Origin of the sequence: Roseinatronobacter domitianus (genome assembly GCF_023336755.1) — a bacterium.
Taxonomy (GTDB): domain Bacteria; phylum Pseudomonadota; class Alphaproteobacteria; order Rhodobacterales; family Rhodobacteraceae; genus Roseinatronobacter; species Roseinatronobacter domitianus.
In genome coordinates, this window is record NZ_JALZWP010000010.1 from 1 (window position 1) to 26,234 (window position 26,234).

At 62.4% G+C, this 26,234-nt stretch carries 26 protein-coding genes, 1 tRNA gene and 1 pseudogene; 23 read left to right on the forward strand and 5 right to left on the reverse strand.

What is annotated here, in order from left to right:
• From M3N55_RS10805 to M3N55_RS10825, 5 genes and pseudogenes are all read left to right on the forward strand, one after another.
• Window positions 1-133: pseudogene (locus tag M3N55_RS10805) on the forward strand (IS3 family transposase); the annotation flags it as partial.
• Window positions 134-441: 308 nt separating this feature from the next.
• Complete coding sequence (locus M3N55_RS10810; protein WP_249058707.1) at window positions 442-1,695, forward strand: phage major capsid protein; 1,254 nt, start codon at window positions 442-444, stop codon at window positions 1,693-1,695.
• 167 nt (window positions 1,696-1,862) lie between these two features.
• Window positions 1,863-2,318, forward strand: a complete 456-nt coding sequence (locus M3N55_RS10815; RefSeq protein WP_249058708.1) for a phage terminase small subunit P27 family — start codon at window positions 1,863-1,865, stop codon at window positions 2,316-2,318.
• Between the two features lie 13 nt (window positions 2,319-2,331).
• The gene (locus M3N55_RS10820) at window positions 2,332-2,646 is read left to right on the forward strand and encodes a hypothetical protein (protein ID WP_249058710.1); all 315 of its coding nucleotides are present in this window, start codon (window positions 2,332-2,334) and stop codon (window positions 2,644-2,646) included.
• Window positions 2,630-2,830, forward strand: a complete 201-nt coding sequence (locus M3N55_RS10825; protein WP_249058711.1) for a hypothetical protein — start codon at window positions 2,630-2,632, stop codon at window positions 2,828-2,830. The genes M3N55_RS10820 and M3N55_RS10825 overlap by 17 nt, the downstream gene beginning before the upstream one ends.
• A 120-nt stretch (window positions 2,831-2,950) precedes the next feature.
• Here the strand turns inward: M3N55_RS10825 and M3N55_RS10830 are convergent.
• A tRNA-Thr gene (locus M3N55_RS10830) sits at window positions 2,951-3,025 on the reverse strand.
• A gap of 85 nt (window positions 3,026-3,110) precedes the next feature.
• Here M3N55_RS10830 and M3N55_RS10835 point away from each other — a divergent pair.
• The 18 genes from M3N55_RS10835 to M3N55_RS10920 all read left to right on the forward strand — a co-directional run bounded on the left by M3N55_RS10835 (window position 3,111) and on the right by M3N55_RS10920 (window position 21,246).
• On the forward strand, window positions 3,111-3,278 hold the full coding sequence (locus tag M3N55_RS10835) for a hypothetical protein (RefSeq protein ID WP_249058713.1): 168 nt from the start codon (window positions 3,111-3,113) through the stop codon (window positions 3,276-3,278).
• Between the two features lie 15 nt (window positions 3,279-3,293).
• Window positions 3,294-4,562, forward strand: a complete 1,269-nt coding sequence (gene murA / locus M3N55_RS10840) for a UDP-N-acetylglucosamine 1-carboxyvinyltransferase (protein ID WP_249058715.1) — start codon at window positions 3,294-3,296, stop codon at window positions 4,560-4,562.
• Window positions 4,559-5,038: a DUF2948 family protein gene (locus tag M3N55_RS10845; protein WP_249058716.1), complete on the forward strand. Its 480-nt coding sequence runs from the start codon at window positions 4,559-4,561 to the stop codon at window positions 5,036-5,038. The genes murA and M3N55_RS10845 overlap by 4 nt, the downstream gene beginning before the upstream one ends.
• Window positions 5,039-5,046: 8 nt before the next feature.
• Window positions 5,047-6,348, forward strand: coding sequence for a histidinol dehydrogenase (gene hisD / locus M3N55_RS10850; protein ID WP_249058718.1), 1,302 nt, complete (start codon window positions 5,047-5,049; stop codon window positions 6,346-6,348).
• A gap of 66 nt (window positions 6,349-6,414) precedes the next feature.
• Window positions 6,415-7,146, forward strand: a complete 732-nt coding sequence (locus tag M3N55_RS10855; RefSeq protein ID WP_346429267.1) for a haloacid dehalogenase type II — start codon at window positions 6,415-6,417, stop codon at window positions 7,144-7,146.
• Between the two features lies 1 nt (window position 7,147).
• Complete coding sequence (locus M3N55_RS10860) at window positions 7,148-7,966, forward strand: alpha/beta fold hydrolase (RefSeq protein WP_249058719.1); 819 nt, start codon at window positions 7,148-7,150, stop codon at window positions 7,964-7,966.
• Window positions 7,945-8,952 (forward strand): threonine ammonia-lyase, encoded by a 1,008-nt coding sequence (locus M3N55_RS10865; protein WP_249058720.1) that lies wholly within the window; start codon window positions 7,945-7,947, stop codon window positions 8,950-8,952. The genes M3N55_RS10860 and M3N55_RS10865 overlap by 22 nt, the downstream gene beginning before the upstream one ends.
• Window positions 8,933-9,778, forward strand: a complete 846-nt coding sequence (gene pcaD / locus M3N55_RS10870) for a 3-oxoadipate enol-lactonase (RefSeq protein ID WP_249058723.1) — start codon at window positions 8,933-8,935, stop codon at window positions 9,776-9,778. The genes M3N55_RS10865 and pcaD overlap by 20 nt, the downstream gene beginning before the upstream one ends.
• Before the next feature lie 60 nt (window positions 9,779-9,838).
• Window positions 9,839-11,572 carry a DNA polymerase III subunit gamma/tau gene (locus M3N55_RS10875; protein ID WP_249058726.1) on the forward strand — a complete coding sequence of 578 codons (1,734 nt, stop codon included), beginning with the start codon at window positions 9,839-9,841 and terminating at the stop codon, window positions 11,570-11,572.
• A 15-nt stretch (window positions 11,573-11,587) separates the two neighbouring features.
• Window positions 11,588-11,932: a YbaB/EbfC family nucleoid-associated protein gene (locus M3N55_RS10880; RefSeq protein ID WP_249058729.1), complete on the forward strand. Its 345-nt coding sequence runs from the start codon at window positions 11,588-11,590 to the stop codon at window positions 11,930-11,932.
• A gap of 6 nt (window positions 11,933-11,938) precedes the next feature.
• Window positions 11,939-12,550, forward strand: a complete 612-nt coding sequence (gene recR / locus M3N55_RS10885) for a recombination mediator RecR (RefSeq protein WP_249058732.1) — start codon at window positions 11,939-11,941, stop codon at window positions 12,548-12,550.
• An 89-nt stretch (window positions 12,551-12,639) separates the two neighbouring features.
• Window positions 12,640-14,547 (forward strand): glycosyltransferase, encoded by a 1,908-nt coding sequence (locus M3N55_RS10890; RefSeq protein ID WP_249059051.1) that lies wholly within the window; start codon window positions 12,640-12,642, stop codon window positions 14,545-14,547.
• A gap of 101 nt (window positions 14,548-14,648) precedes the next feature.
• The gene (locus M3N55_RS10895) at window positions 14,649-15,293 is read left to right on the forward strand and encodes a gamma-glutamyl kinase (protein WP_249058735.1); all 645 of its coding nucleotides are present in this window, start codon (window positions 14,649-14,651) and stop codon (window positions 15,291-15,293) included.
• A 53-nt stretch (window positions 15,294-15,346) separates the two neighbouring features.
• The gene (gene ade, locus M3N55_RS10900) at window positions 15,347-17,035 is read left to right on the forward strand and encodes an adenine deaminase (RefSeq protein WP_249058737.1); all 1,689 of its coding nucleotides are present in this window, start codon (window positions 15,347-15,349) and stop codon (window positions 17,033-17,035) included.
• 196 nt (window positions 17,036-17,231) lie between these two features.
• A complete protein-coding gene (fabF, locus tag M3N55_RS10905; protein WP_249058740.1) occupies window positions 17,232-18,494 on the forward strand; it encodes a beta-ketoacyl-ACP synthase II in 1,263 nt (420 codons plus the stop codon).
• Complete coding sequence (gene mltG / locus M3N55_RS10910) at window positions 18,494-19,648, forward strand: endolytic transglycosylase MltG (RefSeq protein ID WP_249058741.1); 1,155 nt, start codon at window positions 18,494-18,496, stop codon at window positions 19,646-19,648. The genes fabF and mltG overlap by 1 nt, the downstream gene beginning before the upstream one ends.
• Before the next feature lie 21 nt (window positions 19,649-19,669).
• Window positions 19,670-20,137, forward strand: coding sequence for a TrgA family protein (locus M3N55_RS10915; protein WP_249058751.1), 468 nt, complete (start codon window positions 19,670-19,672; stop codon window positions 20,135-20,137).
• On the forward strand, window positions 20,134-21,246 hold the full coding sequence (locus tag M3N55_RS10920) for an NUDIX domain-containing protein (protein ID WP_249058754.1): 1,113 nt from the start codon (window positions 20,134-20,136) through the stop codon (window positions 21,244-21,246). The genes M3N55_RS10915 and M3N55_RS10920 overlap by 4 nt, the downstream gene beginning before the upstream one ends.
• On the opposite strand, the gene M3N55_RS10925 is transcribed toward M3N55_RS10920, so the two are convergent.
• From M3N55_RS10925 to M3N55_RS10940, 4 genes are all read right to left on the reverse strand, one after another.
• The gene (locus tag M3N55_RS10925) at window positions 21,243-21,839 is read right to left on the reverse strand and encodes an inner membrane-spanning protein YciB (RefSeq protein ID WP_249058757.1); all 597 of its coding nucleotides are present in this window, start codon (window positions 21,837-21,839) and stop codon (window positions 21,243-21,245) included. The two genes, M3N55_RS10920 and M3N55_RS10925, sit on opposite strands and share 4 nt — an antisense overlap.
• A gap of 28 nt (window positions 21,840-21,867) precedes the next feature.
• Window positions 21,868-24,450, reverse strand: a complete 2,583-nt coding sequence (locus M3N55_RS10930; RefSeq protein WP_249058759.1) for a hypothetical protein — start codon at window positions 24,448-24,450, stop codon at window positions 21,868-21,870.
• 115 nt (window positions 24,451-24,565) lie between these two features.
• Entirely contained in the window at window positions 24,566-25,855 is a 1,290-nt protein-coding gene (locus tag M3N55_RS10935; protein WP_249058761.1) for an O-acetylhomoserine aminocarboxypropyltransferase/cysteine synthase family protein, read from the reverse strand.
• Window positions 25,856-25,924: 69 nt separating this feature from the next.
• Window positions 25,925-26,155, reverse strand: coding sequence for a hypothetical protein (locus M3N55_RS10940; RefSeq protein ID WP_249058762.1), 231 nt, complete (start codon window positions 26,153-26,155; stop codon window positions 25,925-25,927).
• Window positions 26,156-26,234 lie beyond the last annotated feature (79 nt).

A 26,234-nucleotide genomic window follows, 5' to 3' on the forward strand; every position in this document is an offset into this window, starting at 1 on the left:
GGAAATGGCTACCCTCGGCTGGGTCGACTGGTTCAACAACCGGCGCCTGCTTGGCCCCATCGGAAACATCCCGCCAGCAGAGGCTGAAGAGAACTTCTATGCACAGCACGACGTGCTCGATATGGTCGCGTGAAATGAAGCTATAGGTCTCCGGTGAAACCGGGGCGATTCAAAGAACTCACCCGCGGGGGAAAGGCTTGCCGCGCATGAGTAAATCAAAACGCCGTCAAAACTTTCGCGCAGCACGGTTGCGCCGTAAACTAAGGCTTGCGAGAGCCGCGCAAAATGGGGTATTATATTACCAGTATGATTGCGCAAATACTGATGCGCCCCAACCGGTAAATCCCGGTTCACCCTTCGCCTTAGCGCAAGGAGAAAGCACACCCCCCAAAACCGGGGCGGCTTTCCATAATTCGCGCCCCAAGGATATAGGCGAAAAAAATGACACCAATCGAACTGCAAGAAGAACGCCGCGCGAAATTGAAAACCGCGCGGGAATTGTCTCGGTCTATTAACGACAAGACGCCGGAAAAGCGCGCCCGCGAAATCGAACGCGAATTTGATACGCTGATGGCCGAGGTTGACGAACTGGCAGACCAGATCGAAACCGCGAAAGAGGCGCGCGACAGTGCATCGCAACGTATCGCAAACCGTCCCGGCTTTGACGCTGCTGATACGTCCGAAACCACAGCAACCGAACAAAACCCCGCATTGAAGCCCGAACAACGCATGACCGCGTGGGCACAAGCGCGGCACCACGGCGCAGACGAATTGCGCGGCTTGGGCTTGGGGCAATACCTTCGCAGCATGGTCGTAGGTGGTAAGTCGGATCTGGAACGCCGCGCCCTGTCCGAAGGTTCCGACAGCGCCGGGGGCTATACCGTGCCCGATGTTCTGTCTGCACAGTTGATCGACCTTGCCCGCGCCCGTAGCGTTTGCATCGCGGCTGGTGCGCAAACCGTGCCCTTGTCCAGTGACCAGAACCGGATTGCAAAACTGCTGACCGATCCTGTCCCGGCATGGCGTAACGAGGGCGGCGCGGTTGCGGAGTCCGATCCGACCTTTGCGCCGGTTGACCTGACCCCGCGCAGCTTGGCCGTGCAAACGCTAATCAGTGCGGAACTGCTAGAAGATACGCTCAATCTTGCGGTTGAACTCCCCCGCGTGATGGCCGCTGCTATGGCGGTTGAATTGGACCGCGTGGCGCTTATCGGTTCTGGTGTCGCACCTGATCCGCGCGGCATTGCAGCTACATCGGGCATCGGCACCTTTGCGCAGGATGCAACGATTGCCAGCTATGCCAACCTGAGCCGCGCGCGCACGGGTATTCTATCGGCAAACCATATGCCGACTGCATATGTGATGCACCCGCGCGATGAGGGCAACTTTACTGACCTAACAGACGGTGACGGGCAACCGCTAATGGCCCCGCGTGCCGTGGCAGATATTCCCATGCTGACCACGACTAGCCTGCCCATCGACGGGGGCACGGGCGATGATGAAAGCACCATTATCGCGGGCGACTTCACCCGCCTGCTGCTGGGCATTCGTTCCGATGTGCGTATCGAAATCCTGAAAACGTCCACCTACGCAAGCAACCTGCAATACTGCCTGTTGGCACATATGCGCGCTGACGTGGCCGTGACCCATCCGGGGGCGTTCTACACGCTCACAGGCGTAGGCCGCGCAGCATAAGAGATAGGCGCGTTGAAGGGATACAGCGCGTCTTAGGGCAAGCCTGCTACTCGCAGGGCGGGCTTGCCTGCAAACCACAAGGGGCAGGGGGTAGTCAAAGGTCTACCCGGACCAGACAGAAACCGGGCGGGTAGCCACTTTTTTGCACGGTCAAAACGGAGAAGAAAATGCCGAGACGCAAAACACCTACACACCTTAAGGCTGTTGCGGGCACTTTGCGCCGTGACCGTGCAAACCCGAATGAGCCGCAAGCGCGATCTGGCATCGCCGATGCGCCTGCATGGCTATCAGAGCGGGCCGCAGATCACTTTACCCGGCTAGGTCATATTCTGCATGGGCTGGGCATTGCATCGCCGGATGATGGCGACATGCTGGCAATGCTGGCCAGCCGCTTAGAGGAAATCGAAATCTTGACCGCCGTTTTAGAGGATGGCGGGCGCAGCTATGAAACGGAAAACGGAATGCGCCGTGCCGTGCCCGAGGTCGCAATGCGAAACGAGGCGCTGAGGCATACGCAATCGCTGCTAGGAGAATTCGGCCTTTCGCCAAGCACCCGCGCCAAGGTTACGGAATCTGCGCCAGCTGAGGAAAACCCGTTTGCAGCCCTAGACCGCATGGCATGACCGGGGGCGGGCAATGGTTGACTGCATAACGCCACCGCAAACCCGCGTCACGGTTGCGCCTGCTGGGCATCATGTAGCTTTGACGGTTGCCAGCTTGCGCCCTGCCATATGCACCTTGTCACCTTCACAGGCCAAGGCATTGGCGGGCGATCTGCTGGACGTTGCAGGCGTGTCATGTGATCTGGTGACAGTCCGACCCGGCCCTGTTTTGCACCTATGGCGTGCCGGGCTGGAAGCTGGCCGCGTGACGCTATCCACAGGAGCGGCGCTTGCCCTGCTGGCATCGTTTGCCGAGGCTATAAGGGGGTCTGGTGGCGATCTGCGCTAATACCGTGCTATGGCGTGCCGTTCTGGTGCAGGCGTTGCGCGATAAGGACGCGCCTGCATGGATACACACACAAGACGCCGAGACCGTTTGCAGCTTGGCCGGGCTGGATCACGAGGGCGTCATGCGCGCATATCGGGCCGGATTGCCACCGCAGGGCAGGCTACAGCGCAAGCGCGCGGCATAGGTTGCAGCGGTCGATTCGAGCGCGCCAAGCGGCTTTTGAGCCGAACCTGACCCGATTGAACCAAATTTGAACCATCGGGGCCGGTAGGGTGGCGATATACTGTCTAACCTATTGATTTTATGGTGCTGCTGGACAGGATTGAACTGTCGACCTCTCCCTTACCAAGGGAGTGCTCTACCACTGAGCTACAGCAGCAACATGGCGCGCTGAGTAGTCCGAAATTTCCGGGCGTGCAACCCCTATCTGGACCCATTTTCAAACTTGGGCTAACACTCGGGGCATGACCAAATCCACGCCGCGCACGCCACCCAAGCCAGCCCCCAAGCCAGACCCGCGCGCAGCGCGGTTGAAAGCTGCGCTGAAAGCGAATATCGCCAAGCGCAAGGCGCAAGCGCGCGCCCGCGACGAGCAATGCGTCGCGGAAGCGGATGACGCGAAGAACATGTGACAAAGGGCAGAGTGAATGGATTCAATCGTCATCCGGGGCAATGGCCCACTAAAAGGGCAAATCCCGATTGCGGGGGCTAAGAATGCGTGTCTGACGCTCATGCCGGCCACGTTGCTGACCGATCAGCCTTTGACCCTCACCAACGCCCCGCGCCTGTCGGATATCCGCACCATGGCCGAGTTGCTGGAATCGCTGGGCGCGGAAGTGGCCAGCTTGCAAGGCGGGCAGGTTCTGGCGCTGTCCAGCCATGATCTGACCAGCCACCGCGCCGATTATGACATTGTGCGCAAGATGCGCGCCTCCATCCTTGTGCTGGGGCCAATGCTGGCACGCGACGGTCATGCCATTGTGTCACTGCCCGGCGGCTGTGCCATTGGCGCGCGGCCGGTGGACCTGCATCTGCGCGCGCTCGAAGCGCTTGGGGCCGAGTTGGACCTGCGCGACGGCTATGTGCATGCCAAGGCACCGGGCGGATTGCGCGGCGCGCGGTTCGAATTTCCCATCGTGTCGGTCGGGGCGACGGAAAACGCGTTGATGGCCGCAACGCTGGCCCGCGGCACAACAATTCTGGAAAACGCGGCGCGAGAGCCAGAGATCGTGGATCTGGCGCATTGCCTGCAACGCATGGGCGCGCAGATCACGGGCGAGGGCACATCGACCATCACCATCGAAGGGGTGAACAGCCTTGCCGGCGCCACCCACCCGGTTGTCACCGACCGCATAGAGCTGGGCACCTATATGCTGGCCCCCGCCATTGCCGGCGGGTCGGTCGAATGCCTTGGTGGACGGCTGAACCTTGTGCAGGCTTTTGTCGACAAGCTGGAACAGGCCGGGGTCGAGGTGGTCGAGACCGCGCGCGGTCTGACCGTGACGCGGCAGGTGGACCGTTTGCATGCGGTCGATGTGACGACCGAACCCTTCCCCGGTTTCCCCACCGACCTGCAAGCGCAATTCATGGCCGCGATGTGCACGGCCGATGGCGTGTCGGTGCTGGATGAACGCATTTTCGAAAACCGGTTCATGCATGCCCCCGAACTGACGCGGATGGGTGCACAGATTGATGTGCATGGCGGCACTGCCAAGGTGACAGGCGTCGAAAAACTGCGCGGTGCGCCGGTTATGGCGACCGATCTGCGGGCTTCTGTCTCGCTTATTCTGGCTGCTTTGGCCGCCGAGGGGGAAACCACGGTCGCCCGCGTGTATCATCTGGACCGTGGCTATGAACGGGTGGAAGAAAAGCTGGGTGCCTGTGGCGCTATGATTGAACGGGTTTACGGCAAATGACCGAAGATGCGCGCTTTGAGGATGGGGCCGAACGCCCGGTGCGGCTCGCCGCACTCGATGCCGAGGATCTGCGCGTGATTTCGGCGCTGGTGCAGGATGCGGTCCTGACCGGGACCGATATGACATTCGATGCCCCGCGCCGCCGCTTCGCATTGCTGCTCAATCGCTTCCGGTGGGAGGACCGCGCCCGTGCTGAGAAGGCGGGCGATTATGAGCGCGTGCGCAGCCTGCTGGTGATACATGACGTGCTGTCGGTTGCGCGACAGGGGATCGACCCGACAGACCGCGACGCTGTGCTGTCGCTTCTGGCGGCAGATTTCGCGCCCGGCCCCGATGGCACCGGCGAGATCACGCTGGTTTTCGCAGGCGACGGAGCGGTGAAACTGTCGGTTGAATGTGTGGATGTCGTGCTATCTGACGTCACGCGCCCCTACCGCGCGCCTGCGCGCCGCGCGCCCGACCACAAGACCGAATAGGACCAGACATGCCGGTTTTTCTGAATGCCGCCGCGCCCGATTTCGAGGCGTCCTTTGCCGCGCTGCTATCGGCCAAACGCGAAGACGCGGTAGATGTCGATGACACGGTCGCGGCCATCATTGCCGATGTGCGCGCGCGCGGCGATGTGAGCGTGATCGAGCTGACTGCGAAATTCGACAAGCTGGAACTGACGCCCGAAACTCTGGCGTTCAGCTCCAAGGAAATTGCCGCCGAAATCGCCAAAGTGCCAAACGACGAGCGCGCGGCACTGGAACTGGCTGCCGAGCGCATTCGCGCTTATCACACCCGCCAACGCCCTGAAGATGCGCGCTGGACGGACGCAACCGGTGCAGAGCTGGGCTGGCGTTGGGGGCCGGTCGCGGCGGCGGGGCTGTATGTGCCCGGCGGCTTGGCAAGCTACCCGTCCTCTGTGCTGATGAACGCCATTCCTGCGCAGGTCGCAGGCGTGGAGCGCTTGGTGATCTGCGCGCCCACACCGGGCGGTGTGGTCAACCCGCTGGTATTGCTGGCAGCCCAGATTGCAGGCGTAGACACGGTTTACCGCATTGGCGGCGCGCAGGCCGTGGCCGCCATGGCCTATGGGACCGACACGATCGCGCCGGTGGATAAGATCACCGGCCCCGGCAATGCCTTTGTAGCGGCGGCAAAACGGCGGGTCTTCGGGCGCGTTGGCATAGACATGATCGCAGGACCGTCGGAAATTCTGGTCATCGCGGATGCCGATAATGATCCCGACTGGATCGCGCTGGACCTGCTGTCTCAGGCCGAACACGACGAAAGCGCGCAATCCATCCTGATTACCACGGATGCAGAGTTTGGGCGCGCTGTGGCGGCGGCGGTTGAGAAGCGGCTGGAAACGCTGGAACGCCGTGCCATTGCAGGACCAAGCTGGCGCGATTATGGCGCGGTGATCGTGGTGCAAGACCTTGCGCAAGCCGCCGCCCTGTCGGACCGCATAGCCCCCGAACATCTGGAGCTGTGCGTCGCCGACCCTGACGCGCTTTTGACCCAGATCAAGCACGCAGGCGCGGTATTCCTTAGCCATTGGACACCAGAAGCCATTGGCGATTACATTGGCGGGCCGAACCATGTTCTGCCCACCGCACGCTCGGCGCGGTTTTCCAGCGGGCTTTCGGTTCTGGATTTCATGAAACGCACCACGCTGGCGAAAATGACCCCCGAAGCGCTGCGAGCGGTTGGCCCTGCCGCCGAACGCTTGGCGATCAGCGAAAGCCTGGAGGCGCACGGGCTGAGCGTGCGCGCCCGACTGGACCGCCTGAACCGCTAAGGTTCGCGCCCGTGGCAACTGCCGGATTTTGAGTATTTTTGGCAAGATGAAGGGCAGGGGCTTTTCTTGGAATGCCCCGCGTGCAAGGTTCCGGGCGTAGACTGGGAGGCTGTCATGGTCGCGCTGTGTGTTTTCGACGCTTATGGCACTTTGTTCGATGTTGATGCTGCCGCGCGGCGGGCGGCGTCTGAACCGGGCGCTGGCGCTTTGGCGGCGCATTGGCCGACCCTTTCGACTGACTGGCGGCGCAAGCAATTGGAATATACATGGTTGCGGTCCTTGGCTGGCGCGTATGTCGATTTCTGGCAGGTCACGCAAGATGCGTTGGACTGGGCGCTGGACGCGGCGGGTCTGGATGACCCCGGTCTGCGCGCGCGCCTGTTGGACCTGTATCTGCGGCTGGACCCGTTCGAGGAGGTGCCGCAGGTTTTGAACGCTTTGCAAGAGCAGGGCGTCAGGCTGGCGATTCTGTCGAATGGCAGTTCGGGGATGCTGTCAGAGGCCGTCACCTCCGCCGGGTTGGACGGCGTGTTCGACGCGGTTCTGTCGGTCGATGAGGTGGGCATCTACAAGCCTGCGCCTGCGGTTTATGACATGGTTGGCGCGCGGTTCGGGATCGCGCCGAAGGAGGTGCTCTTCGTGTCCTCGAACGGATGGGACATCTGTTCTGGTGCGGCTTATGGGTTTCGCACATTGTGGGTGAACCGCGCAAGCGCGCCGCAAGACCGATTGCATGGTGCGCCAGAGCATGTCGCACGCGATCTGCGCGCGCTGCCTGACCTGATTGGGGGCCTGTGACATGCCGTTTTTCACCGCACCCGATGGCGCAGAGCTGCATTATACCGACGAAGGCCATGGCCGCCCGCTTTTGTGCCTGGCGGGGCTGACACGCAACGGGACCGACTTTGACTATCTGGCCCCGCATCTGCCGCCCTTGCGCCTGATCCGGCTGGATTATCGCGGGCGTGGGCGCTCGCAATGGACCGGGGCGGACACATATACGGTCATGCGGGAAGGCGCCGATGTGCTGTCGCTGCTGGACCATCTGGGGTTGGAGCAGGCGGCGGTGCTTGGCACCTCGCGCGGCGGGCTGATCGGGATGTATCTGGCCGCTATTGCCAAAGACCGGCTGCGGGGGCTGTGCCTGAACGATATCGGCCCGGTGATAGAGCCGGAAGGTCTGGACCGGATTGATGCCTATATTGGACGAAACCCCTCGGCGCGCAGCTTTGGCGAGGCGGCCTTGGCGCTGGCCCGCGCTTTTCCGGAATTCGATGTGCCCGCCAGCCGTTGGGCGCAAGAAGCGCGCAAGCATTTCGCGCCATCGGACCAAGGCTTGCAGATCAATTACGACCCGGCGTTGCGCGATGCCTATCTGGCGGCCCGCGCGGGTGGGGCGGGCGATCTGTGGCCAATGTTCGCGGCCTGCGAAGGGCTGCCCTTGGCGGTCCTTCGTGGCGCAGAATCGCCGTTGCTGAGTGCTGCGACCGTCGCTGAAATGGCGCGCCTGCGCCCTGACATGGTGGTCGCAGATGTGCCGGGGCGCGGCCATGTGCCGTTTCTGGACGAACCCGAATCATTGCGGGCGATCCACACATGGCTGGGGATGTGCCTGTGACCGATACGCCTGTGACTATCGACATGATCGACGCGGCTGCGGCGCGCATCAAGGGCCATGCGCTGGTAACGCTGCTCCTGTCCTCGCCGTTTCTGGATGCGGTCGCGGGGCGGCGCGTGCTGGTCAAGGCGGAATGTCTGCAACATACCGGCAGCTTCAAATATCGCGGGGCACGGGCGGCGCTGTCGGCCTTGCCTGCGGGCACTCTGGGTGTGCTGGCCTGTTCGTCGGGCAACCACGCGCAAGGGGTTGCGCGTGCGGCAGGGGAACTGGGGCTGGAGGCCGTAATTATTATGCCCGCCGATGCGCCACGGGTGAAGCTGGAGAATACGCGCGCGCTCGGGGCAGAGGTCGTGACCTATGATCGCGCCACAACTGACCGCGACGCCTTGGCGGCGGAACTGGCGCAAAAGCGCGGTTTGGAGCTGATCCTGCCCTTCGACAACGCCGAAGTGATCGCGGGTCAAGGAACAGTCGGGCTGGAAATCGCAGCGCAAGCTGGGGTGGCACGGGCGGATGTGCTGGTCTGCTGCGGCGGCGGTGGGCTGACCGCGGGGATCGCGCTGGCGTTGGACGCCCGCGCGCCGGGCCTGCGCGTGCGGCCTGTCGAGCCAGAGGGCTTTGACGACACCGCAAAATCACTTGCGGCAGGCCGGATCATCCGGCACCCGCCGAACGCAGGGCTGTGCGACGCGATCCTGACGCAAGCGCCCGGCAAGCTGACCTTTCCGATCATGCAGCGCCTGTGCGGCCCCGGTCTGGTTGTGTCGGATGCGCAGGTTCTGGCCGCAATGGCACTGGCGCAGGACCGCCTGAAACTGGTGCTGGAACCGGGCGGCGCGGTGGCGCTGGCCGCGGCCTTGTTCCTGCCCGAAGCTGTCACGGGCGACACGGTGATTGCCGTCGCCACTGGCGGCAATGTCGACCGTAATCTGTTCATCCGCGCCCTTCAGGAAGGAGAGACCGATGCCCATCGCCCGTCTTGAGGGTGTTGAGCGCTATTACGAGTTGACCGGCCCAGAGGACGGGCTGCCCTTGGTGCTGTCGAACTCGCTGGGCTGCACGCTGAACATGTGGGACCCGCTCTTGCCGCATCTGCCCGACGGTTTGCGCGTTTTGCGCTATGACCGGCGCGGGCATGGGTTGTCTTCGGTGCCGCAACCGCCCTATTCCATGGGCCAGCTTGTGCGCGACACAGAACAACTTCTTGACCATCTGGCGCTTGGGCCGTGTGTCTTTCTTGGCCTCAGCATTGGCGGCATGGTGGCGCAAGGGCTGGCGGTAAAACGTCCCGACCTGCTGCGCGCGTTGATCCTGTCGAACACCGCCGCGCGCATTGCGACCGCCGAAATCTGGCAGGAGCGCGCCGCCACCGCACGCGCCCAAGGGCTGGGCGCGCTGGCCGATGCGACGATGGAACGCTGGTTCACCGCCCAATTCCGCGCCACGCCAGAGTTTGCCCCATGGCGCGAGATGTTCCTATCCACCCCGCTTGACGGCTGGATCGGCTGCGCGCAGGCTATCGCAGGCACAGATTTCTACACCACAACAGCCGCGCTGCGCCTGCCCACGCTGGGCATTGCCGGCGACCGCGACGGCTCGACCCCACCCGACCTTGTGCGTGAAACGATCAAGCTGATCCCCGGTGCAGACTTCGCGCTGTTGCGCCGTGCTGGTCATCTGCCACATGTCGAAAAACCGGCGGAATATGCAGCGCTGATCGTGGATTTCTTGACCCGTCACCAACTTCATCTTGCCAAAAATACTCACTGTTGCGGCACCGGCCACGCAGATCACGGGTCGCAAGCGTAAAACGCCGTTTCCCTTATGCGCCCGCCGCGCTAGACTGCCGCGAAACACAACGGAACAGGCATGAGCGAACAGTATCAGGTTCTGGCGCGCAAATACCGCCCCGAAAGTTTTGCCGATCTGATCGGGCAAGACGCGATGGTGCGCACTTTGCGCAACGCCTTTGCCGCCGACCGCATTCACCATGCCTTCATCATGACCGGCATTCGCGGCACTGGCAAAACCACGACCGCGCGGATCATTGCCAAGGGGCTGAACTGCATCGGGCCGGACGGGCAGGGCGGGCCCACCACCGAACCTTGCGGCGTGTGCGAGCATTGCCGCGCCATCATCGAAGGCCGCCATGTCGATGTGATGGAGATGGACGCCGCGTCGCGCACGGGCGTGGGCGATATTCGCGAGATCATCGACAGCGTGGCCTATCGCGCGGCCTCTGCGCGCTACAAGATTTACATCATCGACGAAGTTCACATGCTGTCGAACAACGCGTTCAACGCGCTGCTGAAAACGCTGGAAGAACCACCCGCGCATGTGAAATTCATCTTTGCGACGACCGAGATTCGCAAAGTGCCGGTCACCGTGTTGTCGCGCTGCCAACGGTTCGATCTGCGCCGGATCGAACCCGAAGTGATGATTACCCATCTGGACCGTGTGGCGAAAGCCGAAGGCGGGCAGGTGGCCGAAGATGCCTTGGCGCTGATTACGCGTGCCGCCGAAGGTTCAGTGCGCGATGCCATGTCCCTTCTGGACCAAGCCATCAGCCACGGTGCGGGGGAAACTACCGCCGACCAGGTGCGCGCCATGCTGGGGCTGGCGGACCGCGCGCGGGTGCTGGACCTGTTCGACCATATCATGCGCGGCGATGCGGCGGCGGCGCTGTCGGAACTGGCCGCGCAATATGCCGACGGGGCGGACCCGATGGCGGTGCTGCGCGATCTGGCAGAGATCACGCATTGGTTAAGCGTCACGCAGATCACGCCGGACGCCGGCAATGACCCGACCATCAGCCCCGAAGAACGCGACCGGGGTGCCACGATGGCGGGCGCACTGCCCATGCGGGTGCTGACGCGGACATGGCAAATGCTCCTGAAGGCGCTGGAAGAGGTGGCAGCTGCGCCCAACGCCATGATGGCGGCTGAAATGGCGATCATCCGGCTGACCCATATTGCCGATCTGCCCAGCCCGGAAGAAATCTTGCGCAAATGGCACGATCAGATACCGCCCACAGGGGGCGGTGGTGCGCCTGCGCCGCGCGCGCCCGCAAGCGGCGGCGCCGCGCCTCGGGCGTTGTCTTCGGGTGGACCAAGCCACGGCCCTCAAGCGGCGCTTGCCGGGGCCGCGCCTGCGCTGTCGGATTATCCCGATTTCGACAGCGTCGTAGCGCTGATCCGCGCGCGGCGCGATATGACTTTGCTGGTGGAAGTTGAAACGAACCTGCGGCTGGTGCGCTATAGCCCCGGCCGGATAGAGTTTCAGCCGACAGAGAGTGCGCCCGTCGATCTTGCGCAACGCCTTGGCGCGCGGCTGCAAGGCTGGACTGGCGCAAGGTGGGCTGTGTCGGTCGCCAATCAGGGCGGCGGCGCGACACTTGCGGAAGCAAAGCAGGCGCAGCATAGCGCTCAAGAAGAAGACGCCTTGCAGAACAGCCTTGTAGCGGCGGTTCTTGAAGTGTTTCCCAAGGCCAAGATTACAGAAATCCGCCCGCTTGCCACGCCAGAGGAAGAGGCCGCGAGCGCCGCTTTGCCAGAGGTGGAAGACGAATTCGATCCCGATTGGGACCCGTTTGACGATGCATGAAGAAAGGACGCTAAGATGTTCAAAGGTTTAGGCGGCATGGGCGACATGGCCAAGATGATGAAGGCCGCGCAAGACATGCAGGGCAAGATGGCGCAGCTTCAGGAGGACCTGAAGGCGATCACTGTCACCGGCGAATCCGGGGCCGGGTTGGTCAAGGCCACGGCCACCGCCAAGGGCGAGTTGACGGCGCTGGATATCGACCCGTCAATCTTCAACTCGGATGACAAGGAAGTGGTCGAAGACCTTATTCTGGCTGCAATAAAAGACGCACAGGCCAAGGCCGAAGACCGCTCACGCGAGGAAATGGGCAAGATCGCGGAAAGCATGGGTCTGCCACGCGACATGAACCTGCCGATGTAACTTCGCATGGCCGATGCTCGGGACGAAATTGACGCGTTAATCAGCCAGTTCGCGCGGTTGCCGGGGCTTGGGCCGCGGTCGGCGCGGCGTATGGTGTTGCACCTGTTGCAGCGCCGCGACACAACGTTGCGCCCCTTGGTTGTCGCGTTGGACCGTGTGGCGCAGACGGCGCAACTCTGCACGCAGTGCGGCAATATCGCCACCGCCCCGATTTGCGACATTTGCGCCGACCCAAAACGCGCCACCGGCGAGATTTGCGTGGTCGAGGATGTCGCCGATCTTTGGGCCATGGAGCGCGGGCAGGCGTTTTCCGGGCGCTACCATGTGCTGGGCGGCACGCTTTCGGCGCTCGATTCCGTCGGGCCGGAGGATCTGAGCATTCCGCAACTGGTGGACCGCATTGCATCCGAGAATATCCGCGAGGTGATCCTGGCGCTTGGGGCGACGGTCGATGGCCAGACCACGGCGCATTATATCGCCGAAGCGGTCGAGCAGACCGGCGTTACGCTCAGCGCATTGGCGCAAGGTGTTCCGGTCGGGGGCGAGCTGGATTTTCTGGATGATGGCACCATTGGGGCCGCGCTGCGGTCGCGCCGCGCATTCTTACACGCACTTTGACGCCCGGCAGGGGCGTTAAGCATTCCTTAACCAAAACCATGTTTCCGTGATCGCCTTGTCCGACTGGCGCGCGGAGGATGTGGTTGGTGATGGGAAATCTTGCGGTTCAGCAACAGACGACAGTGCCGCCCCTGCGCAGCACCGCATTGCGTGTGCTATCCGGCAACGGCCCGCCACGCCAGCCGCTTGGTGAAATTCTGCGCGACATGGGCGTTCTGAGCGCAACGCAACTGATGCAGGCCACGCGCCAGCAAGACGGGCGCTCGGCCCTGCTTGGAGAGATATTGCGTGCGCGCCGTTGGATAACAGAGGCACAGCTGACGCAGGCTTTGTCGCGACAATACGGGGCGCGGTTCATGACCGATGCGTCCTTGCCCCCGGACCCGCGCCTGTTGGACAGGCTCGGCGTTGTCCGGGCCTTGTCGCTCAAATGCCTGCCATGGCGCGCTGCCGGTGGCCTAACCGTGGTGGCCACTGCGCGGCCGGCGGAATTTGAACGCCAACGCCCGGAACTGGAAGCGGTGTTCGGCCCTGTGGTCATGGTGCTGATTTCGGAAACCCATTTGCACGAGCGTGTTCTGAACCTGCGCCGGAACCGCTTGCGGCTTTGGGCCGAAAGCTGCGTCGCCGATGACGAAAGCTGCCGCATGTTGCAAAACCGCTGGTTCAGCCGCACGCTTGCGGTTCTGCTTGCCGTAATCGTGGTTCTGGCTGTGCTGTGGCCGATGGGGGTGCTGGTGGCGCTGACCGGGCTGGTTGTGCTGGCCCTGACTGTGTCGACCCTGCTGAAGCTGGCTGCGGCTTTCGCCGCCTTGCGGCGCGTGCCAGACCCTGCGACCCCGCCGCATAACTGGGTGCCAGACCCGATCGTGTCGATCATGGTGCCGCTCTATCGGGAGCCAGACGTGGTGCCACGCCTTGTCAACCGGTTGGCGCGGCTGACATGGCCGCGTGAATTGACCGATATTCTTTTGGTGGTCGAGGAAAACGACCATCTGACCCGCGACGCGCTGGCCGCGCAGGTTTTGCCCGCGTGGGTCCGCATTATTCCGGTGCCCGATGCCAAGCTGAAAACCAAACCTCGCGCGCTGAATTACGCGATGACCTTCGCGCGGGGCAGTATTGTCGGGGTCTATGACGCAGAGGATGCGCCAGAGCCGGACCAGATTCACCGTGTTGTCGCGGCGTTTACGACAGGGCCTGAAAACCTTGCCTGCGTTCAGGGAGTTCTGGATTTCTACAATCCCGAGGTGAACTGGCTGTCACGTTGTTTTACCATCGAATATGCGACATGGTTTCGCGTCATTCTGCCCGGAATGCAGCGGCTTGGGCTGGCCGTGCCCTTGGGTGGTACGACCCTGTTCTTTCGCCGTGATGTGTTGGAGGATTTGGGCGGTTGGGACGCCCATAACGTGACCGAAGATGCCGATCTGGGCATTCGTCTGGCCCGGCACGGGTTTGTCACGCATCTGCTGCCCACTGTCACCTATGAGGAGGCGAATTGCCATGTTCTGCCCTGGATCAAGCAGCGGTCGCGCTGGCTGAAAGGGTATGCGATTACCTGGCTGGTTCATATGCGCCAACCCAAGCTGTTATGGGCGCAACTTGGGGCATGGCGCTTCTTTGGGGTGCAGGTGTTGTTCCTGGGCACGCTGGTTCAGTTCCTTCTGGCACCCCTGTTATGGAGCTTCTGGCTGATGATCTTCGGGCTGGGCCATCCGCTACAAGACAGCCTGCCACGGCAAGCGTTTGGGGCGCTGGCTGCGGTGTTTTTGCTGGCAGAAGCCACAACGCTCGGGCTTGGGGCGGTGGCGTTGCGGTCGCGGCATCATTCCGGGCTGTGGCGTTGGTTGCCGGCGCTGCATGTCTATTTCCCGCTCGCAGTTCTGGCCGTCTACAAGGCTCTTTGGGAGCTTATCTCTGCCCCGTTCTATTGGGACAAGACCGCCCATGGAAAATATGCCGGGGCGCAAGAAGCGTCAGTCGTTCAGGCTTAGGGTGTGTAATTATAGACGCAATCTGCTCTGGGTGGTGGACCGGGGCCAAAAACTTTGCTACTTTCAACCGTGAAGGGCAATACAACGCAGGAGCGCACGGCTTGCTGGTATTTTTGAAGCATCGCCTTGTGGTGTTCTCTACGCCCAAATGTGGCAGCACCGCTTTGGAACAGGCTTTGGCGCCCGCGTCAGACATTGTGTTGCAGGGCGATCCGCGCATCAAGCATTGCACATTTCATCGCTACAAATGGCGTTTTGAGAAATTCCTTCAGATATTCGACCAAACCCCTATGACCACCGCCGCGCTGATCCGCCACCCGCAAGATTGGCTGGGCAGCTGGTATCGGTATCGGCACGGGTCCTGGTTGGATGGCACGCCACAAAGCACAAAGGGGCTGAGTTTTGATGAGTTTGTCGAAGGGTATCTGGCAGAGACGCAGCCCGCCTTTGCCGCCGTTGGGTCGCAGGCGCGTTTTCTGACCCATCCGAAAACTGGCGAAACAGTGGATCATCTGTATTGTTATGACGCGTTTGACGGGTTTCAGGCGTTTCTGGAGGATCGTCTGGGCCAGAGCTTTGCGCTGGACCGTGTCAATACCTCGACCGAATTGCAACTGACGCTGTCGCCGTCTTTGGCGCGACGGTTGGAAGCGGCCTATGCGGCTGATTTTGCCTTGTATGAAACCGCCTATGCCCCCAAACCCAAAAGCCGTATGCGCGCGCTGTTCCAATCCCTTGCAAGCTGACCGGTTTCGGGGTCAGTCTGGCCATAGGCTGACGCAGCAGGAAAGGGCAGAACATGGGGTTGGAAGAACGGATCGCGGTTGCGCGGGGCGAGGGTGTGGCCGATCTGGTGCTGCGGGGGGCGCAGACGCTATGTATGGTCACGGGCGCGCGGCTTGGCGGTGATGTCGCCATCCATGACGGGCAGATCGTGGGCGTGGGCGAAGCCTATGAGGGCGCGCGCGTCATAGACCTGAGCGGCCATGTTCTGGTGCCGGGTTTCATCGACACACATCTGCATATCGAATCCTCGCTTGTTACGCCCTATGAATTTGACCGCTGTGTGGCCCCGCGCGGGGTCACGACCGCCATATGTGACCCGCATGAGATTGCCAATGTCGCGGGGGCAGAGGGTATTCGGTATTTCCAGCGCGCCTCGGAACACACGGTTATGGATATTCGCGTAAACCTGTCCTCTTGCGTGCCCTCTACCCATATGGAAACCTCTGGGGCTTCGCTGGATGCCGACGCGCTTCTGGCCTTGCGCGATCACCCGTCTGTCATCGGGCTGGCAGAGTTCATGAACTTCCCCGGCGTCATTCACCGCGACCCCGGTTGCATGGCCAAACTGCATGCCTTTGCGGGCGGCCATATCGACGGGCACGCGCCGCTTCTGTCGGGGCGTGATCTGAACGCCTATTGCGCAGCCGGTATCCGCACCGAGCATGAGGCCACCTCTGCCGAAGAAGCCCGCGAGAAGCTGCAAAAGGGTTTGCGCGTGCTGATCCGCGAAGGGTCCGTCAGCAAGGACATGGTTGCACTTGCGCCGTTGCTGTCGCCCACGACCGCGCCTTATATGTGTCTGTGCACCGATGACCGTAACCCGTTGGATATTGCCGAACACGGCCATATTGACCACATCATCCGCAGCCTGATCGCCATGGGGTGCGATATGCTGGCGGTGTATCGCGCGGCGACCCTGTCGGCCGCAGAAGCCTTTGGGCTGAAGGATCGCGGCCAGATTGCGCCGGGCAAGCGCGCGGATATCGTGGCGCTGCCCGATCTTGCAACATGTCGGGCGGCGATGGTCATCTGTGGCGGGCAGGTGGTCGATGACGCGGCTTTTGCCGGGCGGCAGGTGATTGACCCGGTTGCGCGCGAGTCTGTGCGCGCGCCGAAGGTCAGCGCACAGGATTTTCGCCATGCCGGGAATGCGCCAGAGACGCCCGTGATCGGCATTATAGAGGGCAAGATCATTACAGAGCATCTGCGGCTCGACATTGCGCCAGACGGTGGCGACAAACGCCCCGACCCGGCGCGCGATCTGGCGCGTGTGGCCGTCATTGAACGGCATGGCAAGAACGGCAATATTGCCACCGGTTTCGTGCGCGGCTTTGGCCTGAGGCAGGGCGCGATTGCGGCGACCGTCGCGCATGACCACCACAATATTGTGGCCGTTGGAATAGAGTATGACGATCTTGCGCTGGCCGCCAACCGTTTGGCAGAGATCGAAGGCGGTTTCGTTGTGGCGCAAGGCGGCAAGATTATAGCGGAATTGCCGCTGCCGGTCGCAGGGCTGATGGCGCTCGACAGCTACGAAGAGGTCCACAGGCGGCTGGTAGCGTTGCGCGCGGCGGCAAAATCGCTGGGCGTTACTCTGGAAGAGCCGTTCCTGCAATTGGCCTTCATCGCATTGCCGGTTATTCCGCACCTGAAGATCACGGATTACGGGATGGTCGATGTCGATAAGTTCGAGGTGATCTAACCACCGCGACAGACCCGGCCGCGTGTCTGTGGACGCCGCACGCGACAACCGCAGCGGGGTTTGGCCGTGTTCCGCGTAAAACGACCGCATTCTAGGGGCAAAACCGCGCCATTGGCACGCTTGCGCCCCTTCCCCTGTATTGGAATTCTGGGTATCAGACACAATATAGGGACCGTATCACGAATTGAGGGGCCAGATGCGCAGGGTAGTCGTAACAGGGTTGGGAATGGTCACGCCACTGGCCTGCGGGGTCGAGGCGTCTTGGCAGCGTTTGTTGGAGGGGCAATCCGGCGCCGGGCCGATCACCCGGTTCGATGCCAGCCGCCTGGCGACCACCTATGCTTGCGAAGTGCCACGGGGCGACGGGTCGGATGGCACTTTCAACCCCGATGACTGGATGGAAGCGAAAGAAGCCCGCAAGGTTGATGAATTTATTCTGTATGGCGTCGCCGCCGCCGAACAGGCAATCCACGATTCCGGCTGGATGCCACAGGATGAAGAATCGCGTTGCCGCACCGGCGTGATGATCGGGTCCGGCATTGGCGGGCTGCAATCCATTGCCGATACATCCATTCTGTTGCGCGACCGTGGGCCACGCCGGGTGTCGCCGTTTTTCATTCCTTCCGCGCTGATTAACCTTGTGTCGGGGCAGGTCAGCATTCGTCACGGGTTCAAAGGGCCGAACCATGCGGTTGTGACAGCCTGTTCCACCGGCGCGCATGCCATTGGCGATGCGGCGCGGCTCATCCAGTGGGGCGATGCAGATGTGATGGTCGCTGGCGGTGCGGAAAGCCCGATTTGCGAAATTGGCATTGCCGGGTTCAACGCTTGCAAAGCGTTGTCCACCAAGCGTGGCGATGACCCGAAAGCGGCCTCGCGCCCCTATGACATTGACCGGGACGGGTTTGTGATGGGCGAAGGCGCGGGCGTTGTGGTGCTGGAGGATTACGAGCACGCCAAAGCGCGTGGCGCGAAGATTTACGCCGAAATCATCGGCTATGGCATGTCGGGCGACGCCTATCACATCACGGCACCCGCCGAAGACGGCGATGGCGCGCTGCGGTCCATGCAGGCGGCGGTCAAGCGTGCCGGGATCGACGCATCGGAAATAGACTACATCAACGCGCATGGCACCTCTACCATGGCCGATACGATCGAACTGGGCGCGGTCGAACGCTTGCTGGGGGATGCGGCGGGCACGGCGACCATGTCTTCGACCAAATCGGCTATCGGGCATTTGCTGGGGGCGGCCGGCGCGGTGGAGGCGATCTTCTCTATCCTCGCCATCCGTGACCAGATTGCCCCGCCAACGCTGAATCTGGACAACCCCGCAGTGGAAACTCCGCTGAACCTGGCCGCGAATGCGGCCCATAAACGCAAAATCGACGTCGCATTGTCCAATAGCTTCGGCTTTGGCGGCACCAATGCCAGCCTGATCCTGCGCAAACTGGAAAGCTGATGATCCGTCATATCGTCGCCAATGCATTCACCCTGATGATCGTGGGTTTGATCGCGCTTGCTGTCGTCATTGCGGCTGGCCAGCGTCACTTTACCGGGCCAGGCCCGCTGACGCAGGCGATCTGCTACCGGGTTGCACCGGGGGCCAACCTGCAACAGGTCTCTGGCCAACTGGCGGAAATGGGGGCGATCGGCTCGCCGCAAGTGTTCCGCATTGGCGCGCGCTATACCGAACGCGCCGACCAGTTGCGCTTTGGGTCTTATCTGGTGCCCGAAGCGGCCTCTATGGATGAGATCATGGATATCCTGACCCGTGGTGGCGCGTCCACCTGCGGCTCGGAAATTCAGTATCGCATCGGGGTCACACGCATCGACACGCTGGTGCGCGAATTGGACCCGGCAACGCAGCGTTTTGAAACGGTTGTGCAGTTCGACGCGGGCGAAACCCCGCCCGATGATTATGCGCGCTTCATTGCCATGCCCGATATCAGCCTGCGCATCACCGTGGCCGAGGGCGTGACAAGCTGGCAGATATGGGATGGCTTGCGGCAGGCCGAATTCCTGTCGGGCGACATGGGCGCGCAACCGGACGAAGGCTGGCTGGCCCCCGATAGCTATGCCGTGACGCGTGGTCAGGACCGGGCAGAGTTGTTGACCGAGATGCGCGCGCGGCAGGAAGCGATCCTAGCAGACTTGTGGGAAACCCGCGCCGATGACCTGCCCTATGAGACGCCATATGAGGCGCTCATCATGGCCTCTATTGTGGAAAAGGAAACCGCCGACCCGGAAGAGCGCCCACAAGTGGCGGGTGTGTTCGTCAACCGCCTGAACACGCCGATGCGGCTTCAGACCGACCCGACCGTGATCTACGGCATCACCTTGGGGCAGGGTATCTTGGGCAGGGGGCTGCGGCGTTCGGAACTTGACGCGGTCACGCCCTATAACACATACCGCATTGACGGGCTGCCGCCCACGCCGATTGCCAACCCCGGCCGGCAAGCGATTGCGGCGGCGCTGAACCCGGATGACACGCCCTACCTTTATTTTGTCGCCGACGGCACGGGTGGTCATAGTTTTAGCACAAATTTAGCGGATCATAATCGCGCCGTGGCCCGCTGGCGCGAAATCGAAGCGGAGCGCGCGCGCGAAAACTGAGCATTTGTAAGGGGTTTTGTGATGTCCGCCCAACCAACGCTAACGCGCTTGTTTGCCATGATCGCCTTCGCGGGATTCGCTGTGCATATCGCCACCAATGTCCAACTGCTGCAAGAGGGGGCACGCGTGTCGGGCATGTTCAACACCGTGGCCGCCGTCATGGCGGCGCTGTCGGGGTGGATGGTGGCGGGGCCGCGGATCGAAACGCGGCTTGTCAAATCTGTCTTTGCCATGGTGCAAGGCGTTATTGCTGCGGCCTTTCTGGCCTTGGCCGCAGGGGCCACGGTCGAAACCTTTCGCCTTGGCTACAAGATCCGGTATGATGATCTGGGCGAAGCGATGCAGGGCTTTTTCGGCTATGTCGCAGAGGGCGCGCAACAGCTTGCAACCCCCGATATTCTGCCCGCCATTGGTATATTCTGCGTGGTCGGCGGTGTGATCCTGTCACTTCTGTTCCGCATGTTCGAAGCGCGGCGCAACGCGCGATGAGCGATCCGGTCTTTCTGTTCGGAACGCTGCGCCATGCCCCCTTACGCGCAGCCGTGTTGGGTGGGGATGCTCCGGCGCAGGTCGGGCAATTGCCGGGATATATCGTTCTGGAACACGCGGGCTATCCGGTGCTTGTGGCGCGGGACGGTGCGTCTGCCTTCGGTAGTCTGTTGCGTCCCAATGCCACACAGCTTGCCCGGCTGGACCTCTATGAATCGCTCTTCGACTACACACGACACTCTGTGCCAGACGGGCAGGGCGGCCATGTCTGGCTCTATCGCCCGGCGCAAGCGCTCACACTGATCGACGCGGCGCCCTGGGTGCTGGCGGATTGGGTTGCGCAGATGGGCGAGGCTGCTATTCTGGCCAGCACAGAGATCATGGCGCTTGCCCGCGTGCACAGCACAGAGGCGCTGTCTGTGCGGTATCCAATGCTGCTGGCACATGCCTGTGCGCGGCTGCGCGGACGCTCTGAACCCGCACCGCATAATTTGCGCCGCGCCGCGCAGCGCGACGATGTGGACAGCGTATCGACTGCGCAGCCCTATGCCTATTTCTTCGGGGTGCAGTCCGATGATCTGCGCTTTCGCCGCTTTGATGGCACGCTTAGCCCGGTTGTGCGCCGCGCGGGTTTCGTGATGACCGATGCGGTCACGGTGCTGCCCTATGACCCGGTGCGCGATTGCGTGCTGCTGGTGGAACAGTTCCGCTATGGCCTGTATCTGCGCGACGTTGCGAATTGCTGGTCGCTCGAAGCGATTGCCGGTCGCATCGATGCCGGGGAACGGCCCGAAGGCGCCGCCCTGCGTGAGGCGCAGGAAGAGGCCTCTCTGAAACTGTCCGCCGGCGCCCTGCGGTTTGTCGGGCAATCCTACCCATCGCCCGGTTCGATCAGCGAATGTCTGTTCCAATATGTCGCGCTCTGCAAATTGCCGGAAGACGACCGCGCCATCGGCGGGCTAGAGTCAGAGCACGAGGACATCCGCCGCCACGTCATCAGCTTTGCGCGGTTGATGCAGCTTGTGGAAAGCGGCGAAATCCAGAACGGCCCGTTGCTGACAACCGCCTATTGGCTGGCGCTCAACCGCGACCGGCTGCGTGCAGTTTAGCTTGGGTCGGATTTGTAGCGCTCGAACAACCGCGCTTGCAGCAGGAAGAACCCGAATAGCGCGACCGGAAGCCCGAATGTGCGGAAATTCACCCACATATCGGTCGAGAAATTGCGCCAGACCAGTTCATTTGCGCAGGCCATGGCAAAGAACATCAGCGCCAATCGCTTGGTCAGCAAAATCCAGCCCTCATGCGTCAGCGGCAGCGCGCCTTCCATCACCAGTTCCAGCCAGCTTTGCCCGCGCAGCAGCCCGATCCCCAGCAACAGGGCGAAAATGCCATAAATGGCCGTCGGCTTGGTTTTGAAGAACCGGTCATCATTCAGCCAGACCGTCAGCCCGCCGAACACCACCACCATGACCAGCGTGACAAGCTGCATCTTGCTTAGCCGTCCCGACAAGCGCCACAGCAGGAAGGTCGCCAGCGCCATCACCGGGATGAAAGCGGCGGTCAGAAGGATGAAGGCGGCATATTCGGTGCCGCCGATCGTATAGCTTTGCCCGCGGGTCAGGACATAGCCCACGAAGAACAGAAAGACGGGGCCAAGCTCCAGCCCGATCTTGACGGCGGGAGAAACGGTTTTTTCTTGCATGTCTGGCTCGATCTTGTTGGCGCGTCCCTCAGGACGCAATGCGCAGCACGACATCGCGCCCACGCTTGTTATATCGCAATTCGCTTTCGCCGATGGCGGTAACTTCGCCGCCATCCAGTCGCTCGCCCACCTCTACGGTTACGACGCGCCCATTGTCCAGCCGCACCAAGGCGCGCCGGGCAGAGGGCGTGCCCATCACCCCCAACAGGTTGATCTGGCGCAGGTTTATGGCGCGTGTCTGGGTCGCAGCGCGCGTAACAGAGGCAGAGCTGGGGATGCGCGGTGCAGCGGATGCAGCGGATGCCTGAACGATTTCGGCCTGCGGTTCGGCAACCGCGCGGATGCGGGCCGTGGCCAGCGTGCGCTGCACGATCTCCGAGAATTCGCCGGGCCGTGCCGAAGGGCGCAAAGATGCGGCAACCGCCTGCGGTGTCGCGCTGGCAAACTGCTCTGCCTGCGCCACGGCGCGTTCGACAATCTCGGCAGGGCGTGATCGGGGCGCAAGCAGGGTAAGCGCAACGCCGCCCGGAGGCGGCGTCAGGCTAGCCTGATCGTCAGATGTCTCTGCATCGGGCGCAGCATCCGGCCCGGTTTCCACATTGGCGGGCGGTTCGGGCGCAATATCCTCTGGTCGGGTGGGCGGCACGATGGGCGGCGTGCCTTCGGTGACACCAACTTCCACCGCGCTTTCATCTTGTGGCGCGACCTCCTCAGCCGGTGGTTCCGGGGCGGGCTCTGGTTCTGGCGCAAGCCCTTCGGGACGCGCGGGCGGCACAACGGCCGGGCGGCTTTGGGTGACGCTGATCTCCAGCAAGTCCTCTCCCGGTGGCAGGGTTGGCTCGGCTGCGGCCACGTCAGCCTCGTCTATCACCTGCGGCAGCTCTGCGCCGCGCAAAGGTGGTAACGGTGTTGTGCCGAAGGGGGCAGGCGCAGCCTGAACAGAGGGCAACTCCCCCGGCGCATTGGGGGCTATGGCCCGAACCGACCGCAACGCGGCGAGCCTGCCCGCAGTTTGCGCCGGGGCGTCGATGGCCGGGGCCGTGCCGTCCGAAGCGATGCTCTCCGGTGCCGCGCTCTCGACCGATTCGGTGCCGCCTTGTTGTTGCGCGGCATCGGTCACACCAAGGGCCGCTTCGACCGGGTCTTCTTCCTCCGTGCCGGGCAGGGCCAACGCGTCCGGAGCGGCGATGTCGCTGGCCGCGTCTTCGGGCAGGACTGGCTGCGCCAGCTCTGGTTCCTGGTTACTTGTAAAGTAGAACACCCAGACAACCACCGCCAGCACCAGAAGAAGTGCCGCGCCGCTGATGGCAAGCGCGCGCCGTGGAAGCCTTGGTTCGCTTAGCGTTTCATGGCGGCGTGCGCCGAAAACTGTCAGACGATCTGCCTCTGTGTCTGCCGCAGCTTTACGAGGCGCCGCGGAGCTGGCTGGTTTGGCGGGTGGCGCCGATTTGGCAGGCGCTTTCGGAGCAGACTTTGACGCATCCACACGCGCCAATGCCGCTTGGGCCGGCGTCGCAGCTTTCGAGTCTGACGCCGTTCTACTTTTCAAAAGGCCTGTTGCGCCGCGCAAACTGCTGGTGGCGCGGCTAACCGGCGTGGCGACAGAGGCGCGCAACCGTTCTGCCAAGACGGCCCCACCCAGACTGCCCAGCGACAGGCTGCGCGATTTCGCCAAGGCGGTCAGGGCTTTGTTGACAGGGGCGGCTTTGGGCGAGGGCGGCGTTGCGGGCGCGGAAGACGCGCCGGGCACAGCCCGCCGTGACCGGAACGCCGCCGGTGCCGCAACGTCTTTCTCTTTGGTCGCCTCTGTTGTCAGGGCTTTCGCAGGCGCTGTTGGCGGTTTCGCCGCATCGGCTTTGGCGGGCTTGGGCGTTTCGCTGGACACAGTCCGCTTGCCGAAATCGAACTTGTCCGGTTCCGGCTTTGTTGCCGTTTTGGCAGCCTTTTCCGGCGTCTCCGCAGGCTTGTCTTTGGCCAAAGGGGACGGCGCGGTTTCAGCCTTGGGCGAGGGCGTTTTCTTCTCCGGCGTGGCGGCGGGTGCAGGGCCAGTCTTGACGCCGGGTGTCGGCGTGGGCTTTTCCAGCTTGGCCAGGCCCGTTTCGCGCAGGATGGGGCCGCCGCGGCCCAAATCCTCTGGGTTGTCGGACACCCCGTCCACACGGCCAAAAAACGGTTCTGTGTCAAACCTGCCCGACTGCGGCGCGGCCACGAAACACACCGGGTTCAGACCCTGCGCGCGCGCAAATTCCTCGGCCTCTACCAGCGTCTCTCGTGCGACCACGGCCACGCTCAGGGTGCCGTCACTTTTCTGCCAGTCGAACTCCAGCTCTTCGACAGGATAGGGTGTCCTGCCCTCCAGTGCTGCGCGGATGGCGTGGTCATCCTGCTGCGTGGGCATGTCGGTATACAAGATCTGGTCATCGGGAATGACCAGCTTGGTCGCGATCCCATCGGGCGCTAGCGCGCGGGCTTTGGCCACAAGCGCCTGCATCTGCGCATCAATGTCGCCCGCGTCCATCGGCACCGCGCCGACGCGCAACCATCCGGCGTCATCCCGCTGCCATAGCGTGATGCCATCCTCTGTCAGACCAAGAGCAAAATTTGGTTTCATGGCTTGGCCTTAACAAATTCCAGACAGTATCGGGAGTCGGAAAACCCGTGCCGAGGGCCGGTATAGCGAAAAATTGCTTGGCCGCGCGCCCGGCGTAAGGCGCGCGGCCAATATATCAGGCCGTTGCCTTGGCCAAAGCCTGTTCCAGATCGGCGATGATATCATCTGCGTTTTCGGTGCCGATGGACACGCGCACCACGTTCGGGGCAGCCCCGGCGGCGATCTGCTGTTCTTCGGTCAATTGCCGGTGCGTGGTCGACGCCGAGTGGATAATCAGCGAACGCGTGTCACCAAGATTGGCAACATGGCTGAACAGGTCCACGGAATCGATCAGCTTTACGCAGGTTTCATAGCCACCCTTCAGCGCGAAGGTGAACAACGAGGACGCGCCCCTGGGGCATATCTTGGCCACACGGTCGTAATAGGGCGAGGATTTCAGCCCGGCATAGGTCACATGATCGACCGCCGGGTGGTTTTCCAACCATTCCGCAACCTTGATCGCGTTTTCGCAATGGCGCTCCATCCGCAAGGACAGGGTTTCAATCCCCATCAGCGTATAATGCGCGGCTTGCGGATTCAGCGTCATGCCCAGGTCGCGCATGCCCACGGCAATCGCATTGAACATGAAGGCCAGCGGTCCAAGCGCTTCGTGGAATTTCAGCCCGTGATAGGCTGGTTCCGGCTGCGAGAGCGCGGGGAACTTGTCGTTGGCGGACCAGTCGAACTTGCCCGAATCGACAATACAGCCGCCGGTGACGGTGCCGTTGCCGGTCAGGTATTTGGTCAAGGAATGGATAACCAAAGTCGCGCCATGTTCGATCGGGCGGCACAGATAGGGCGTGGCGGTCGTATTATCTACAATCAGCGGAATGCCGTGCTTGTCGGCAATCGCCGCCAGTGCCGGCAGATCGGCAATATGGCCGCCGGGATTGGCGATGGATTCGCAGAACACCGCGCGCGTATTCTCGTCGATTGCGGCTTCGACAGCGGCGGCATCGTCGATATCGACAAAAGTGGCCGACCAACCGAAACGCTTGATCGTCTGGGAAAACTGCGTGACCGTCCCGCCATAAAGCCGGTTTGACGCCACGATGTTCAGCCCCGGCCCCATAATGGTAAACAGCGCCAGAATCTGCGCCGCGTGGCCAGAGGAACAGGCCACCGCGCCTGCGCCGCCTTCAAGGGCGGCCATCCGGTCTTGCAGCGCGAACACCGTCGGGTTCGTCAGCCGCGAATAAATGAAGCCCACCTCTTGCAGGTTGAACAGCGCCGCCGCGTGGTCGGCATCGCGAAACACATAGGCCGTGGTCTGATAGATCGGCACCTGCCGCGCGCCGGTGGCCGGGTCTGCATTCGCCCCGGCATGGACCTGCAACGTTTCGAAGGCTTGCGGTTTATCGCTCATTGGCGGTCATCCTCCCATTGGTTCGGGTGTGACGCTACGACACAGGCGCGCAATGGGCAAGCGGCAGGATCAGTCCTTGGACGCTGCGGGCGCGGGCAGGGCCTTGGCCTCGTCCGGCATCTGTTCGGGCAGGTCAATGGTGAAGCTGCCTTCCTCGGGGTAGATTGTGATGCGCGGCTTGGGGCTGAGCGTGGCGAGGATCTCATTTATTTCAGATTGAGCGCGCTCTATCGTCTCACGTTGCGTCTCGCGCTTGACTTGCGGCGTTTCGGCCTTGTTTCCGAACAAAAATTTGAACATCTGGAATCTCCTCTGGCAACGGTTGGCTGTGTCTAGCCGAAAGGCCGCATGGGGGAAAGCCGCTTTGCCGCGCTGCGGC